Here is a 15,051-nt window from a genome sequence, read left to right on the forward strand (position 1 = left end):
CCCGGTGGTGTCGTCTCGCCCGGCTGGGCCGGATCGAACACCTGGGCCGGATACGCCTGCAGCGGCGGCGTACCTGCTACCGGGTGATAGGTGACCCCGGACAGCATCGGCGGCACCGCCTTGGCCAGATAGCAGCTGATCCGCGCCGCCGCATGATCCGGCGGCTCGGTCGGGATCCGGATCCGATAGCCGTTCTCGCTGACATGGGTGGTCGGCGCGGTGGCCCGGCTGCTCGGCTCGGCCGCCGCAGCCGCGCAGTACGGCGCCGGGTCGAGAGTCTCCCAGGACGGGCCGCCGGTCGTCGTGTCGCTCCGGCTCGGGAGCGGGGGAGTCGGGCAGGTCGGCGACGACCCTTTCCCAGCGGTTCTTCCGCAGGTGACTCAGGAAGGGTGTTGACGAGGACGCGTCGCACGTACGCATCAATCTGTCCGTCTCTGATCTTTGCCCAGCGTGGATAGAGCTTGACGAAGGTCACCTGGACCAGATCATCCGCGGTGTGCCAGTCTCCGCACAGCGCAAAGGCGAGACGGCGCACGGAACTCACCCGCCCGGCGAAATATGCCGCGAATTCGGCGTCCGGCTCAGCCACCCTGCACACCCTCTCGTCCGCTGTCGATGTGTCAACTCATCTGAGACCCCGAAAGGTTCAAGTGACCGACCTCACTTTCAGCACCGGTATGTCGAGCGAGGATCGGGGTACGCGCCGCTCCGTGCGCATGGGGGTTCTGGACATCGGGTCGAATGCGGCCCAGCTACTGGTGATCGACAGCTGTGCGGGCTCCCCGCCGCTGCCGGTCTACCGGGAGAAGCGCCTGACCAGGGTCGCCCCGGCGATCCGCGCCGACGGCGCGATCACCGCAGCGGGCGTGCGACGCCTGGTCGCCGCGGTCTGCGCGACCGTGCGCTCAGCCCGGGAACACCAGGTCGACGAGCTGTTCGCGTACGCCACCGCCGCCGTGCGCGACGCCACCAACCGTGACCAGATCGTCGCCGCGCTGCGAGCCGAGGCCGGCCTCGAGATCGGCTTCCTGACCGGCGAGGACGAGGGCCGGCTCAGCTACTTCGCAGCTCACCGATGGTACGGCTGGTCCGCCGGCCCCCTCCTGCTGCTCGACATCGGCGGCGGCTCGATGGAGATCGTCCAGGGCCGCGACGAGGATCCCGCGGTCTCCCTGTGCCTCCCGCTGGGCGCCCGCCGCCTCACCCACAGCCACCTGCCGGACCACCCGGCTGACGGGAAAGACGTCAAGCGCCTGCGCCGGCACGTACGCGACGTACTCACCCCCGCAGTCCGCCGCCTCGACTGGGAGCAACGCCCGCAGAAGGTGGTCGCCACCTCGAAGACGTTCAAGCAGCTGGCCCGGTTCGCCGGTGAAGCAGGGACTCTGCGCCGCCGTGAACTGCGCTCCTGGATTCCCCGCCTGGCCCGGATGACCCCCGCCCAGCGCGCCGAACTCCCCGGCGTGGCCCGCAGCCGCGCCCGGCAACTCCTCGCCGGCGCGATCATCGCCGAGACGACCATGGCCGCGCTCGGCGTCGAACGCCTGGAAGTCTGCCCCTGGGGCCTGCGCGAGGGCGTCCTGCTGCGCCGGATCTCCCCACCGCCCGGCGGTCACGCTCTTCGCGCCGTACGCCTCACCGCACCGCCCGGCGTATCCCGTCTCCACGAGCGTCGCCGAGCACGCTGAGCGCCGCCCGCACCCGCTCGGCGTCGCCGGTCGCCAGCAGATCGAGCAGCGCACCACGAAGCACCGCCAGCGCGAGCGTACGCTGCGCAGCCCCGTCCGCGCTGTCCCGCTCCGCCGCCGGCTGGCATGCCGCCAGCACCCCCAGCCAGTCCTCCACGGTTGCCCGCGCGAACCCGCCCCACGCCCCGTCCGGCTCGACCAGCGACCGCGCGTAGGCCTCCACCCACAACCGCAGCAGCGGCCGGTGCTCGTCGGCCGCGAGCCAGTCCCAGACCGTCTCGACCGCCGCGTCCAGCCCGATCGGCGCCGCCCCCACGTCGCCCACCAGCCGCAACTCGTCCGCCCGGGCCCGCGCCAGCAACTCCCGAACCAGGCCTTCCTTACTGCCGAACAGAAAAATCAGCACCCGCGGACTCGACCCGATCGCCGCCGCGAGCGGCCGCAGCGACAGATCCGCCAGCCCGTGCTCGAGCACGTAACCGTACGCCGCCTCCAGCAACTCTTCCCGCCGCTCGCTCACGGGCATACCGTAGCATTGACTGAAACAATCGTTTCAGTAGGCGCGAAAGGACATCGCAATGTCACAACAACTGGTGCGGCGCGCCGACCGGCCCGGCGACCTCGGCTGGACCGTGATGGCGCACGGCGAGATCTACGCCGAACAGTTCGGCTGGAACACCGACTTCGAAGCCCTGGTCGCCAAGATCGTCGGCGACTACGCCACCAGCCACGACCCCACCCGCGAGGCCGCCTGGATCGCCGAGGCCAACGGCACCCGAGCCGGCTCGATCATGCTGGTCGCCACCGACGACCCGGCGGTCGCCAAACTCCGCATCCTGCTGGTCGACCCTGCCGCCCGAGGCCTCGGCCTGGGCGCCCGCCTGGTCGAAGAATGCCTGGCCTTCGCCCGCGCCGCCGACTACCAGCAGGTCACCCTCTGGACGGTCGCCGAATGCGTCTCCGCCCGCCGCATCTACGAAGCCGCCGGCTTCACCCTCACCGCCTCGGCGCCCCACGCCGGTTTCGGCCACCCGCTAACAGGCCAAACATGGACAAAAGCCCTATAGAGTACGACCTACACCTCCCTCAAACCCAGCTACGCCGTCCCCACCACTCCACGCGATCAAGATGCCCACCCAGGCCCCACCGCGCCCGCCGGGCTTAAGCAGCCCAAAGACCGCTGCGCGCCCCCCACCGGCCGCGCGCAGCACCAGCAAGCCCGCCCGGCGCCGCCCACCAACGGCCACGAGCGGTTCTCCCACCCCGCCGGCCTTCACGCGCGCAGCCTCCACCATCGACCCCGAGCCATGATCCGGCCGGCACGCGATCCGGCCGGCACGCGATCCGGCCGGCACGCGATCCGGCCGGCACGCGATCCGGCCGGCACGCGATCCGGCCGGCACGCAATCCAGCCGGCACACCAGGTCAAGCCGCCGCCCAGCGCCGTCCGGCCCGGTGGGCAAGAAGGCTCGGGCCGTCAGCCAGCCAAGCCAACTGTCTCCCAGTGCCGCTTCCCAGCCACCGAGGCAGCGCCAGCGGTCAGCCGAACCCGTCGGCCGGGCCGAGTCCGCCGCCTGGGCCGAGTCCCCCGCTGGGCCGAGTCCGCCGGCCGCGCCGAGCCCGTCGGCTGGGCCAAGCCCTCCGACTGGCCAAGCCCTCCGACTGGGCCAAGCCCTCCGGTCGCGCCGGGTGGCCGCCAGGCGCGTAGTGGCGCTCGCGCTCGGTGCTCTCGCGCCAGCCGGCCGCCAGGCACGTATCGGCGCCCTCTTGAAAACTCCCTGACCGGCGGCTCCCACGCACCGGCCGCCGCTCAGGCGTGGATCTGGGCGCGTGAAGCCTGCCTGACCGGCGGCTCCCACGCACCGGCCGCCGCTCAGGCGTGGATCTGGGCGCGTGGAACCTGTCTGGTGGGCGGCTCGCGCACACCAGCCGCCAGCCAGACACGCATCCCGCCTCCTCCATTCGGAATCGCTGTGCCGGCCGGCTGGCCTGGTGCTGAGCGGCCTGCGTTGATCTTGGACTGGTGGTGGCTATCGGCGCGGTCAGCTGGTCCGCCCGACTGTCGCTAACGGTCGTTTTGTGAGCGTTGAGGCGGCGGTGGTGGTCAGCCGGGGTGAGTTGGCTGTCGTTGAGCGGCGTGCTGTGGACGGAGCCGTCAGGCGGGAGCGGTACTGGCGGGCGGTTGGGTGGGGCGGGCGTGCGACGGCTCCCAGGTGGGGCACAGGTAGGGCTGGCAGGGTGGGCTTGATGATCGAGCGTCGCCTTGCCTGGTTCGGCGTCGCCTGTGTGGTGGCGTGTCTGGGCTTGTTCGCCTGGTTGCACCTCAGTCCGCCGTCCTCGTTGCTGGACTGGCGGACTCGGACGCTGAGCCAGTACGCGCTGCTGGACAACGGCTGGGCCTTCGACGTGGGGACGCTTCTGCTTGCCGCCGGTTCGGCTGCGGTCCTGGCGGCGTTGCTGCGCGCCCGTGTGTTTCGGCCGGGATCGGGCGCGGCTGCCGGGCTGGTTCTCTGGGTGGCCGGCCTGGTAGGTGTGGTCGTCTTCGAGAAACACAACTGGTCGGTCGGACCGTCCATGAGCGGGAACATCCACCGGGCGGCGAGTCTGCTCGCCTTCCTGAGCCTCCCGGTAGCCGCTCTACTGGCCGGCCTCTCCGGCTTGCGTCACGCACCTGCCAGGGCGCCGGCGCTCGCTGTTCTGCTGGCCGGGGTAGCCGCGCTGCTGTGCTTCGCTCCCATCTTGTGGGCGCTGCTGTCCGAGCCTTGGACGGGGGTGCGCTGGTGGCGGGCGATCCCGCTGGGCACCGTGGAGCGGCTGCTGGGCTTGGCCGAGGTGGCAACCGTGCTGCTTCTGGCCCGCTGGGCGACGCTGACCCCAGCCGCCGCGGAGCAGCCGCAGACCACCGCTACCGCTTGACCCGCTGCGCTCAACGGTGCGCCGACCGGGTTGGGCGCGAAGCATTGACGCCGGGGTGCGCGTGCGGCGTCGAGGGTTGGAAGCGGAAGCCGGGGTACCGCCGGGCGATGCGCGGGCTGCGTGGTTGGCGCGGAGGCGGCGGCTGGGGGAGCGCTGGTACGGAGGGAAATCGGGCGGCTGGGTGATCGGTGGGCTCCTATAGTTGGCCGAATGGCGCAGAGGAGGCCGACGCTGGCCGATGTCGCTGCCGAGGCCGGTGTGTCCAAGGCGGCCGTTTCCCGGGTGATCAACGATGCGCCGGGGGTGTCGGCGCGGACCCGGGAGCGGGTGCGCCGGGTGATCGCGGATCTGGGGTTCCGGCCGGATCCGGTGGCCCGGGCCCTGGCTGCGGGGCACGGCGAGGTGATCGAGCTGGTCGTGGTGGACGAGGCTTCGATTTTCGGTACGAGTCCGTACTACGGACGGGTCACCGCGGGGATTCTGCAGGAGCTTGCCGGAAGCAGTGCGCAGCTGCGGGTTCACGTCGTGGACGAGGCCGGGGCGCCGGGTCTGCTGGGCGGGCTCGCCGACGCGGTGAGCCTCGGCGTGTTGTTGATCAATGTGGCGCCGGCGGTGGCGGCGGAGTTCGCTGCGCAGTGTGACCGGGTGGTCTCGATGGGGCCGTCGGCGCCGGGTGTTCCGTTCGTGGGCCTGGAGAACGCGGACGGTGCGTATGCGGCGGTCAAGCATCTGCACCACAGTGGCCGGCGGCGGATCGTGGCGTTGCACGGGCAGGTGGGGAATCCCTGCGCCGACGAGCGGCGGGAGGGCTATCGGCGGGCGGTGCTCGATCTTGGTCTGCCGGAGATCTCGGCGACCGGCCGGTTCCGGCGGGAATCAGGGTACGAGCTGACCCGCCGACTGCTGACCGAAGAGCCGGACCTGGATGCGATGTTCGTCGCCTGCGACCTGATGGCGACCGGTGCGATGCAGGCCCTCGCCGACGCCGGCCGTCACGTGCCCGGCGACGTGGCAGTGGTCGGCTTCGACAACAGCGTGATCGCGGAGTGCTCGACGCCGCCGATGTCCTCGGTGCATCAGCCGGTCGAGCAGATGGCTGCCGCGGCCACCCGCGCGATGATGAAACGGCAGCTGACGCCCTACTGGCGATGCGTCTTCCCGGCCGAGCTGAAGATCCGCCGGAGCTCCGGCCTGGCAACGACAGCACGGGCTTGAAGCAGGAGCGCGTCCTGCAGGCCGTGAGCAGGCCCGGCACGTAACGGGCGTGGTTGGCAGCCGGGACCGGGCGGCAGGGACAAGGGCCGCGGTGGGCAGCGGAGACCGGGCGGCAGGGATGAGGGCCGCGGTGGGCAGCGGAGACCGGGCGGCAGGGATGAGGCCGCGGTGGGCAGCCGGGACCGGGCGGCAGGGATGAGGGCCGCGGTCAGAGGGAGTCGCGCGCCAGGTCGAGGCTTATTTCGTGCTGGTCGATGGCCCGCTCGCGGGAGTCGAGTTCGCGTTCCCGCGAGTCCAGCAGGGCGGCGCGGCGTTCCAGGTGGTGTTCGCGGGTGTCGGCGTCGTGCCGGCGGTCGGTGAGTTGCTGTTCGCGGCGGTCCTGGGTGCGGTCCCGCTCGTCCTGCGCCCGGCTTCGGCGATATCGCTCGCCAGCCTCGCGCATCGACGCGGCCGCGGTGGCGACCTCGGCGTCGATCTCCGACTGTTGCCGGAGTCGTTCCTCGTCAGGAGACATGCGCCTGCTTCCCCCGACCGGGCCCCATGGGAAACCTCATTGAATAGTTAAAAAAAGATCGGCGCAGCCAGCGCACCTAGGTGGCGATCTGAGCGCTGAAACGATCCAGAATTTACCGGTCCGAAACCGTTGACCCCCAGGGTGTGTCCGGGCACACTGCCAGGAAAGCGCTTTCCTGCGGACCGGAGATCCAGCGAGCGCGAAGAACCAGCGAGATCAAGAACCTGCGAGACCGCAGAGCTGCGAGATCGAAGAACATGAAGGGAGTCGGGTGAGCGCCATCGGCGAGCTTCAACGGCTCAACAGCACCACCGGCGGCCCGCCGCGCAAGAAGGACAACAAGGCCGCCTTCGTCTTCCTGCTGCCCTGGTTCGCCGGCCTGCTGCTGATCACCGCGGGCCCGGTGGCGGCGTCGTTCGTGCTCGGGTTCACCGACTACAACCTGATCCAGCCGCCGGAGTTCTCCGGTGTGGAGAATTTCGAGCGCATGCTCACCGACGAGCGGCTGCACCAGGCGCTCGGCGTGACGTTCAAGTACGTACTGATCTCGGTCCCTCTGCAGCTGGCGGCCGCGCTCGGTCTGGCGATGCTGCTGGACCGCGGCCTGCGGGGCCTGGCGTTCTATCGCTCGGCCTTCTATCTGCCGAGCCTGCTCGGCTCGAGTGTCGCGATCGCGGTGCTGTGGCGGCAGATCTTCGGCGCGGACGGCCTGGTCAACCAGGCGCTCGCCCTGGTCGGGATCGAGGGGCGGGGCTGGATCTCCGATCCGGACACGGCGCTGTCCACACTGATCGTGCTGAACGTGTGGACGTTCGGCGCCCCGATGGTGATCTTCCTGGCCGGGCTGCGGCAGATCCCGGTCATGTATTACGAGGCGGCGAGTGTGGACGGCGCCGGCCGGTGGACCGTGTTCCGCAAGATCACGATCCCGCTGCTGTCACCGATCATCTTCTTCAACCTGGTGCTGCAGATCATCCACGCGTTCCAGGCGTTCACCCAGGCGTTCGTGGTCTCCGGCGGCAGCGGCGGCCCGTCCGACTCGACGTTGTTCTACACGCTCTACCTGTATCAGCGTGGCTTCCACAACTTCGACATGGGCTACGCGTCCGCGCTGGCCTGGCTGCTGCTGATCATCATCGCGGCGTTCACCGCGGTCAACTTCTGGGCCGCCAAGCGATGGGTCTTCTACGATGACTGACCTGCAAGAGCGGCTCGCGCCGGTGCAGACGGAAACGCCGCGACCGAGCCCACGGCCCAGGAACCGGAGCCTGCTCAAGCACGCCGGCCTGATCCTGCTCACCGTGATCATGCTGTATCCGGTGATCTGGATGGTGGTCAGCTCGCTGCGGCCGGGCAACGAGATCTTCCGCTCACCCGGGCTCGTGCTGTCCGACCTGGAGCTGAACAACTACGGCGAAGGGTGGAACGCCCTCTCCTCCCCGTTCGGCCACTTCCTGCTGAACTCGGCGATCGTCGTGGTGGGCTGCATCATCGGCAACCTGGTGTCCTGCTCGATGGCGGCGTACGCCTTCGCCCGGCTCGAGTTCACCGGCAAGAAGCTGTGGTTCGCGATCATGCTCGGCACGATCATGCTGCCGATCCACGTGATCATCGTCCCGCAGTACATCATGTTCTCGCAGCTCGGCTGGGTGAACACGTTCCTGCCCCTGATCGTGCCGAAGCTGCTGGCCACCGACGCGTTCTTCGTGTTCCTGATGGTCCAGTTCATCCGCGGCCTGCCCAAGGAGCTGGACGAGGCGGCCCGGATCGACGGCGCCGGGCATCCGCGGATCTTCCTGCAGGTGATCCTGCCGCTGATGCTGCCGGCCCTGGCCACCACCACGATCTTCACGTTCATCTGGACCTGGAACGACTTCTTCAGCCAGCTGATCTATCTGACCGACCCGGAGATGTACACGGTCCCCGTGGCGCTGCGCTCCTTCGTGGACGCCACCGTGGCCACCTCCTGGGGCTCCATGTTCGCGATGAGCGTCGTCTCCCTGCTGCCGATCTTCCTCGCCTTCCTGATCGGCCAGCGCTACCTGATCAAGGGCATCGCCACCACCGGAATCAAGTGAAGGAGCCATCCCCCATGCGCAACCTGACCAGACGCTCCCTGTTGTCGCTCGGTGTCGGAGCCGGTGCGGCGGCCGCCCTCGCGGCCTGCGGCGGCGGTGGCGGCGGTGATGCCGGAGGCGACATCTCCTCCGACCCCGTGAAGCTGCGTTTCACCTGGTGGGGCTCGGACGCCCGGCACCAGCGCACGCAGCAGGCGATCGATCTGTTCACCAAGAAGTACCCGAACATCACCATCTCCGGTGAGTTCAAGGAGTGGAACGGCTACTGGGACAGCCTGGCCACCACGGTCGCCGCCAACGACGCCCCGGACATCATCCAGATGGACGAGCTCTACCTGGCTTCGTACGCCGAACGCGGCGCCCTGCTCGACCTGAAGTCGGCGGACAAGCACCTCAAGACCGCTGACATCGACGAGGCGGCCCTCAACACCGGCCAGATCGACGGCAAGCAGTACGCCATCCCCACCGGCCTCGCCGCGTACTCGATCGTCGCGAACACCGACCTCCTCGCCCAGTACAAGATCCCGGTGCCCGACGACGCCACGTGGACCTGGGACGATCTGAAGCGCATCGGCACCGAGATCTCCAAGGCCAGCGGCGGCAAGGTCACCGGCGTACAGTCGTGGGGTTTTGACACTGGTGGTGTCAACATCTGGGCCCGCCAAGCGGGAGCGACCCTGTATGACGACGCCGGCAAGGTCTCCATCCCGCCGGACGTGCTGGCCAACTACTGGCAGTACCTGCTGGATCTGGCCAAGAACGGCATCGCCCCGGCGCCGTCGGTCACCGTCGAACGGGCCGGCGCGCCGCTGGACCAGTCCGGCACCGCGACCAACACGTCGGCCTTCGGCACCTGGTGGAACACCCAGCTCACCTCGCTCGCCGCGGCCAGCGGGCAGAAGCTGAAGCTGCTCAAGCTGCCCACCAACGGCCAGCCCGCCGCCGCGACCAGCCCCTACTACAAGCCGTCGATGTTCTGGTCGGTGTCGGCGCGTTCGAAGCATCCGGCCGAGGCCGCCCTGTTCGTCGACTTCCTGCTCAACACGCAGGAGGCCGGCGACGTGCTGCTCACCGACCGGGGTGTGCCGTCGAACGCCAAGGTCCGCGCGGCGATCGCCCCGAAGCTGACCGAGACCGACAAGGCCGCCGCCGACTACCTGGAATCGATCCAGGTCGGCCCCGCTCCGCGGGTCACGCCCAACGGCGCCAGCAGCGTGGAGACCATCCTGAAGCGCCACACCGAGGAGGTGCTCTTCGAGCGCCAGGCGCCGCAGCAGGCCGCGGCGAGCTTCATCAAGGAACTCCAGGCCGAGATCGACGCCGCCTGACATGTACGCCTCGACGCGCTGTCCCGTGTCCCCCAGCACGGGACGGCGTGCCATCCCCGAAGGAGAGTCATGCGTCTCCGTACCGTGGGCGTTGTCGCCGCCCTGCTGCTAGCCGGACTGTTTGCTCCCGCCGCCGCCACCGCACGCGGCATCCCGCTCGAACGCCTCGACCGCGGTCTGGTCGCCGCCACCACCAGCGAAGGGGTCTTCCTGAGCTGGCGACTGCTCGGCAGCGAGGCCACCGGCCACTCGGCAACCGGCCTGACCGGCACCAACTTCCACGTCCACCGCGACGGCCGGCGCATCGCCACCGTCACCGACAGCACCAACTACCTCGACAAGGCCGGCGCCGCCACGTCGAAATACCGGGTGACGCCGGTGAAGGGTGGTCCCGCGGCCACCGCCACGCCCTGGGCGACCAGCCACCACGACCTGCCGCTGCAGAAACCCGCCGACGGCGTGACCCCGGCGGGGGAGACCTACACCTACGCCGCGAACGACATGAGCGTCGGCGACATGGACGGCGACGGCCGCTACGAGTACGTGGTGAAGTGGGACCCGTCGAACTCCAAGGACGTCTCCCAGGTCGGGTGGACGGGCCCGGTCTACATCGACACCTACCGGGCGGACGGCACCCTGCTGCACCGCATCGACCTGGGCGTCAACATCCGGGCCGGCGCCCACTACACCCAATTCCTGGTCTACGACTTCGACGGCAACGGCCGCGCCGAGATGATGCTGAAGACCGCTCCGGGCACGCGGACGATCCGCAACGGCCGGTCGCACTACATCAAGAACGGCTTCCAGAAGGAAGCTGACTACCGGATGAGTGCCGCCGACTACTACCAGCACGTCGTGGAGATGTTCCTCGGCTGGCACGAGCACCCCGAGGTGGTCGCCGGGCGCTGGCCGGCCACCCTGGAGCAGGCGTTCGGGATCACCCCGCAGTATCAATACCCGCTGAGCCGCGCGGACGCCGAGGCGCTCACCGATTACTTCATGGATGTGTACGCGCCGTCGCGCAGCACCCGCAACAATCTGCGCGCCTTCGAGGGCTTCATCGTCGACGGCCCGGAGTATCTGACGGTCTTCGACGGCGCGACCGGCCGTGAGCTGCAGACCATCGACTACAAGCCGGGACGCCACGACGACGGCCTGATGTGGGGCGACTACGCGATGGCCCGGATCGAGCCCGGCAACCGGGTCGACCGGTTCCTGGCCGGCGTCGCGTACCTGGACGGCAAGCGCCCGTCGGCGGTCTTCGCCCGCGGCTACTACACCCGTTCCACGCTGGTCGCCTACCACTGGGACGGACGCCGGCTGCGTGAGAACTGGTACGTGGACAGCGGCTGGACCCCGATGACGAACCCGTTCAACGACTCCCCGCACGGCCGCGACGGCACCGACCCGGTGTTCGGCAAGCTGACCACGCAAGGTTTCCACTCGCTCAGCGCGGCCGACGTCGACCTGGACGGCAAGCAGGAGATCGTCTACGGCGCAGCGACGATCGACCACGACGGCAGCCTGCTCTACTCGTCGTTCGCGAACCTCCCCACGGGAGAGACCGCCCGGCTCGGGCACGGCGACGCCATGCACGTCACCGACATCGATCCGGACCGCCCCGGCCAGGAGATCTTCACCGTGCACGAGGGTGCGACGTCCGCGCCGTACGGCATGGCGATGCGCGACGCGGCCACCGGCGAGGTCCTTTTCGGCACGTACTCCGGGCGCGACACCGGCCGCGGCATGATCGGGGACGTACTGCCGGAGGTACGCGGCATCGAGGCGTGGGCCAGCATGCCCGGCGGCTCCGCGGCGCTCGGCCTGCACAGCGCCAAGGGCGAGATCCTGACCAGCTCGATCCCCGGCACGAACCAGAGCATCCGCTGGGCCGGCGACCTCACCACACAGATCGTCAACGGGGCCGGTGACGTCACGCCGACCATCGACGACTGGAAGCGCGGGACGCTGCTGACCGCCGAAGGCACCCGCACGAACAACGGCACCAAGGGAAACCCGAGCCTGGTCGCCGACATCCTCGGCGACTGGCGTGAGGAGCTGCTGGTCCGGACCGCGGACAGCACCGCGATCCGGATCCACCTCAGCACCGAGGTGACGAGCCACAAGCTCTACACGCTCATGCACGACCCGCAGTACCGGGTCGAGGTGGCACGGCAGCAGACCACGTACAACCAGCCGTCGTACCCGAGCTTCTATCTGGCCTCGGACACCGACTGGGCGCGCGTGCCGCTGCCCGGCCGGAAATAGCCGGTCGGCGTATCTCCGGGGCGGGTGATCAAGTTGGGCAGGTGGTGTGGAACGAGCTGCCACCTCATCGCCCGGCCCCGGACCTGCGGGTCGCTGAGCTGCCGCGCCGGGGACTGCTCGCCCTGAGCGCGGCGGCGCTGGCGACCGCGTTCGCCCCGGTGGGCGCGCTCGCGTCGCACAGTGGCACACGGCTGCGGGCCGATCCGTTCACGCTGGGGGTCGCCTCGGGGGATCCCCTGCCGGACGGCGTCGTGCTGTGGACGCGGCTGGCGCCGGAACCCCTGGAACCGGCCGGTGGGCTGTCCTTCGTCAGCCGGCCGGTGCAGTGGCAGCTCGCCGAGGACGCCGGGTTCACCCGGGTGGTCCGCTCCGGCACGGCTACCGCGCGAGCAGAGTACGGGCATGCGGTGCACGTCGACGTGCGAGGGCTGCGGCCCGGGCGGGTCTATCACTACCGCTTCCGGTCGGGGCCGCACTACAGCCCGGCGAGGCGGACCCGGACAGCTCCGGCGGTCGGCGGGACACCGGAATCCCTGCGGTTCGCGGTCGCGTCCTGTCAGGCGTACGCCGATGGTTTCTTCACTGCCTGGCGGCACCTGGCCGCTGAAGATCTCGACCTGGTGTTCTTCCTCGGCGACTACATCTACGAAGCGGCGATCGACAGCGCCGGTGGCCGCCGGCGCGACTCCGCGCTGCGCCTGCCGGACACGCTGCAACTCGGCGTCGACACGCTGGACCTATACCGGTTGCGGTACGCGCTGCAGCGCACCGACCCGGATCTGCGGGCCGCGCACGCCGCGTTCCCGTGGGTAGCGACCTGGGACGACCACGAGGTGCAGGACAACTACGCGGCCGGGGTGCCGCGCTTCGACATCAGCGCCGACGATTTCCTGGTGCAGCGGGCCAACGCCTACCGCGCGTACTGGGAGAACCAGCCGCTGCGCCGCCCGCAACGCCCGGATGGCGCCGGGATGCTGCTGTACCGGCGACTGCGCTTCGGCGACCTGGCCGAGGCGCATGTGCTGGACACCCGGCAGTACCGGTCTGATCAGGCCTGTGGTGACGGGGTGAAACCGTCGTGCGCGGATCGTTGGAAGCCAAGCCACAGCCTGTTGGGCGCGGCGCAGCGGGAGTGGTTGCTGCGGGGGATGGGCCGGGCCGGCACGCGCTGGAACATCCTGGCCCAGCAGGTGACCATGGCCGAGATGCGGTCCGATTCCGCGATCGACATGGACAAATGGGACGGATATCCGCGGGATCGGCAGGCTGTGCTGTCGACGGCGGCCCGCGTGCCCGGCACGGTTGTGCTCACCGGTGACGTCCACATGCATTACGCGGCCGACCTGCGCACCGACTTCGGCGCCCCGGCGACCCCGGCGGTCGGCGTCGAGCTGACCGGCACCTCGATCTCCAGCGGCGGTGACGGCAGCGACACCACGCCGTTGCTGGACGGGCAGCGCCGCGACAACCCGCACGTCCGCTTCGCCAACGCGCGGCGCGGCTACATCCGCTGCGAACTGACCCGCACGTCGCTGCGCGCCGACTACCGGGTGGTCCCGTACGTCACCCGGCCCGGTGCTCCGATCAGCACGCGGGCTTCGTACGTCTCCGCCCGCGACCGCCCCGGATTGGCCCCCGCCTGATGTCCCGCCCCGCCGCAGCCGCTCTGCTGCTCCCCGTCCTCATCACGGTCGGCTTTGCGGCCGCGCCCGAGGCTCGGCCCGCCGGTGCTGTGGTTGCGCCCGGGGCCCGGCTCGCGGTCGAACCGTCTGCGATCTCGATTCCCGCCGGTCCGTGCAACGGCGCCGCCGTGACCGTGAAGCTCACCAACCCGGGCCGCGCGGCCCTCTACGCCGAAGCCCGCCTCGCCCCCGCCGGACCTCTGCACCTGCCCCGCCGGCTGATCTCCACCTGGCTGCCGCCCGGCTACACCCGGACCGTCCCGGTGACCATCAGTGCCGCCGCCGGAACCGCGCCCGGCACCTACTCGATCCGGGTCACCGACACAGGCCAGCAGCTCAAGATGCCGGTCACGGTCAGTGCGCCGGCACCGCACCCCAACCTGGCCCGGTCCGCCTCGAAGGTCACCGCCTCATCGCTGCGCGCCGGCCTGCTGCCCTGCGGCGCCTTCGACGGCGACACCGACCCCACCCACTGGTGGAACGGCACCGGCTGGGCCGACGGCACCCCTCGGACCTGGCCGGACTGGCTGCGGCTCACCTGGCCGGCTCCGCAGCTGATCAGCCAGGTCGAGGTCGCCACCGTCGACTCCAGCGAATACCCGGCACACCGTTTCGGCCTGCGCGACTGGGACATCCAGGTGGCCACGCCCGGCGGGTGGGAGACGGTTGCCGCGGTGCGCGGCAACACCGCCGCCACCACCCGCAGCACGTTCGCGCCGCGCCGCGCCGCGGAGCTGCGCATCCTCACCCACGCCGCGAACGGCGGCAACGACTGGTCACGCATCCTGGAACTCACCGTCCACTGACGGCGCGCCGGGGACTGCGACACCCGTACCGGGCAGGAGCGTAGGTTTTGATCCATGACCTATCCACCTCCGCTGTATCACGGGACCGAAGGCGAGATCAGCGCCACCTACCGGCCGGACGGCACTGAGCCGGAGCTTGTCTATCCGAACGGGACGCGCGTGCATTATCTGTCGTCCGGGGCGTCGACCGGTGGGCTGTTCGGGCTGTACCGGTGGGAGTGCGGACCGGGGGTGACCGGGCCGGATCCGCATTTTCACAACACGCTGACGGAGTCGTTCTACATCCTCAGCGGCAGCATGAGCATCTATGACGGCAAGCAGTGGGTGGACACCGAGCCGGGCGATTATGTGCATGTGCCGGCCGGTGGGATTCACGGGTTCAAGAACCGGTCGGGGCAGCCGGCCTCGATGCTGCTGCATTTCTCGCCGGGGGCGCCGCGGGAAGGGTATTTCGAGGGGCTGGTCCGGGTGGCGGAGATGAGTGAGGAGGAGCGGACCGCCTTCTATCTCGAGCACGACAACCATTGGCTGAAGTGAGAAAGCGGTCCGCTCCGGC

14 protein-coding genes are annotated in these 15,051 nt (G+C 69.9%); 11 read left to right on the forward strand and 3 right to left on the reverse strand.

The window, feature by feature from the left end; all coding sequences use genetic code 11:
• Nucleotides 1-76 precede the first annotated feature (76 nt).
• Nucleotides 77-598, reverse strand: coding sequence for a sigma factor (locus tag OHA21_RS05080; RefSeq protein WP_328470645.1), 522 nt, complete (start codon nt 596-598; stop codon nt 77-79).
• A gap of 52 nt (nt 599-650) precedes the next feature.
• Between OHA21_RS05080 and OHA21_RS05085 the strand changes: the two genes are divergently transcribed.
• Nucleotides 651-1,688: a Ppx/GppA phosphatase family protein gene (locus OHA21_RS05085; RefSeq protein ID WP_442875068.1), complete on the forward strand. Its 1,038-nt coding sequence runs from the start codon at nt 651-653 to the stop codon at nt 1,686-1,688.
• Here OHA21_RS05085 and OHA21_RS05090 read toward each other — a convergent pair.
• Nucleotides 1,636-2,214: a TetR family transcriptional regulator gene (locus OHA21_RS05090; RefSeq protein ID WP_442875069.1), complete on the reverse strand. Its 579-nt coding sequence runs from the start codon at nt 2,212-2,214 to the stop codon at nt 1,636-1,638. The genes OHA21_RS05085 and OHA21_RS05090 overlap by 53 nt on opposite strands.
• 52 nt (nt 2,215-2,266) lie before the next feature.
• Between OHA21_RS05090 and OHA21_RS05095 the strand changes: the two genes are divergently transcribed.
• The 3 genes from OHA21_RS05095 to OHA21_RS05105 all read left to right on the forward strand — a co-directional run bounded on the left by OHA21_RS05095 (nt 2,267) and on the right by OHA21_RS05105 (nt 5,819).
• The gene (locus tag OHA21_RS05095) at nt 2,267-2,755 is read left to right on the forward strand and encodes a GNAT family N-acetyltransferase (RefSeq protein ID WP_328470649.1); all 489 of its coding nucleotides are present in this window, start codon (nt 2,267-2,269) and stop codon (nt 2,753-2,755) included.
• Nucleotides 2,756-3,935: 1,180 nt separating this feature from the next.
• Nucleotides 3,936-4,604 carry a DUF998 domain-containing protein gene (locus tag OHA21_RS05100; RefSeq protein WP_328470651.1) on the forward strand — a complete coding sequence of 223 codons (669 nt, stop codon included), beginning with the start codon at nt 3,936-3,938 and terminating at the stop codon, nt 4,602-4,604.
• Between the two features lie 210 nt (nt 4,605-4,814).
• Complete coding sequence (locus OHA21_RS05105; RefSeq protein ID WP_328470653.1) at nt 4,815-5,819, forward strand: LacI family DNA-binding transcriptional regulator; 1,005 nt, start codon at nt 4,815-4,817, stop codon at nt 5,817-5,819.
• Between the two features lie 208 nt (nt 5,820-6,027).
• Here OHA21_RS05105 and OHA21_RS05110 read toward each other — a convergent pair whose 3' ends face one another.
• Nucleotides 6,028-6,333 (reverse strand): hypothetical protein, encoded by a 306-nt coding sequence (locus OHA21_RS05110; protein WP_328470655.1) that lies wholly within the window; start codon nt 6,331-6,333, stop codon nt 6,028-6,030.
• Nucleotides 6,334-6,604: 271 nt separating this feature from the next.
• Between OHA21_RS05110 and OHA21_RS05115 the strand changes: the two genes are divergently transcribed.
• The 7 genes from OHA21_RS05115 to OHA21_RS05145 all read left to right on the forward strand — a co-directional run bounded on the left by OHA21_RS05115 (nt 6,605) and on the right by OHA21_RS05145 (nt 15,032).
• Nucleotides 6,605-7,531, forward strand: a complete 927-nt coding sequence (locus OHA21_RS05115) for a carbohydrate ABC transporter permease (RefSeq protein WP_328470657.1) — start codon at nt 6,605-6,607, stop codon at nt 7,529-7,531.
• Nucleotides 7,524-8,411, forward strand: a complete 888-nt coding sequence (locus OHA21_RS05120; RefSeq protein ID WP_328470659.1) for a carbohydrate ABC transporter permease — start codon at nt 7,524-7,526, stop codon at nt 8,409-8,411. The genes OHA21_RS05115 and OHA21_RS05120 overlap by 8 nt, the downstream gene beginning before the upstream one ends.
• 14 nt (nt 8,412-8,425) lie before the next feature.
• Nucleotides 8,426-9,739, forward strand: a complete 1,314-nt coding sequence (locus OHA21_RS05125) for an ABC transporter substrate-binding protein (RefSeq protein ID WP_328470661.1) — start codon at nt 8,426-8,428, stop codon at nt 9,737-9,739.
• Between the two features lie 69 nt (nt 9,740-9,808).
• Nucleotides 9,809-12,007, forward strand: coding sequence for a rhamnogalacturonan lyase (locus OHA21_RS05130; RefSeq protein WP_328470663.1), 2,199 nt, complete (start codon nt 9,809-9,811; stop codon nt 12,005-12,007).
• Nucleotides 12,008-12,048: 41 nt separating this feature from the next.
• Complete coding sequence (locus OHA21_RS05135) at nt 12,049-13,650, forward strand: alkaline phosphatase D family protein (protein ID WP_328470665.1); 1,602 nt, start codon at nt 12,049-12,051, stop codon at nt 13,648-13,650.
• Between the two features lie 167 nt (nt 13,651-13,817).
• Nucleotides 13,818-14,495, forward strand: coding sequence for a galactose-binding domain-containing protein (locus OHA21_RS05140; RefSeq protein WP_328470667.1), 678 nt, complete (start codon nt 13,818-13,820; stop codon nt 14,493-14,495).
• A gap of 54 nt (nt 14,496-14,549) precedes the next feature.
• Nucleotides 14,550-15,032 (forward strand): cupin domain-containing protein, encoded by a 483-nt coding sequence (locus OHA21_RS05145; RefSeq protein ID WP_328470669.1) that lies wholly within the window; start codon nt 14,550-14,552, stop codon nt 15,030-15,032.
• Nucleotides 15,033-15,051 lie beyond the last annotated feature (19 nt).

It is taken from the genome of Actinoplanes sp. NBC_00393, from assembly GCF_036053395.1.
GTDB lineage: Bacteria > Actinomycetota > Actinomycetes > Mycobacteriales > Micromonosporaceae > Actinoplanes.

What these genes read in the sequence shown, in the direction of transcription:
- OHA21_RS05090 (WP_442875069.1), bottom strand. Translation starts at nt 2,214, where the DNA reads ATGCCCGTGAGCGAGCGGCGGGAAGAGTTGCTGGAGGCGGCGTACGGT.
- OHA21_RS05095 (WP_328470649.1), top strand. Translation starts at nt 2,267, where the DNA reads ATGTCACAACAACTGGTGCGGCGCGCCGACCGGCCCGGCGACCTCGGC.
- OHA21_RS05100 (WP_328470651.1), top strand. Translation starts at nt 3,936, where the DNA reads ATGATCGAGCGTCGCCTTGCCTGGTTCGGCGTCGCCTGTGTGGTGGCG.
- OHA21_RS05105 (WP_328470653.1), top strand. Translation starts at nt 4,815, where the DNA reads ATGGCGCAGAGGAGGCCGACGCTGGCCGATGTCGCTGCCGAGGCCGGT.
- OHA21_RS05110 (WP_328470655.1), bottom strand. Translation starts at nt 6,333, where the DNA reads ATGTCTCCTGACGAGGAACGACTCCGGCAACAGTCGGAGATCGACGCC.
- OHA21_RS05120 (WP_328470659.1), top strand. Translation starts at nt 7,524, where the DNA reads ATGACTGACCTGCAAGAGCGGCTCGCGCCGGTGCAGACGGAAACGCCG.
- OHA21_RS05125 (WP_328470661.1), top strand. Translation starts at nt 8,426, where the DNA reads ATGCGCAACCTGACCAGACGCTCCCTGTTGTCGCTCGGTGTCGGAGCC.
- OHA21_RS05130 (WP_328470663.1), top strand. Translation starts at nt 9,809, where the DNA reads ATGCGTCTCCGTACCGTGGGCGTTGTCGCCGCCCTGCTGCTAGCCGGA.
- OHA21_RS05145 (WP_328470669.1), top strand. Translation starts at nt 14,550, where the DNA reads ATGACCTATCCACCTCCGCTGTATCACGGGACCGAAGGCGAGATCAGC.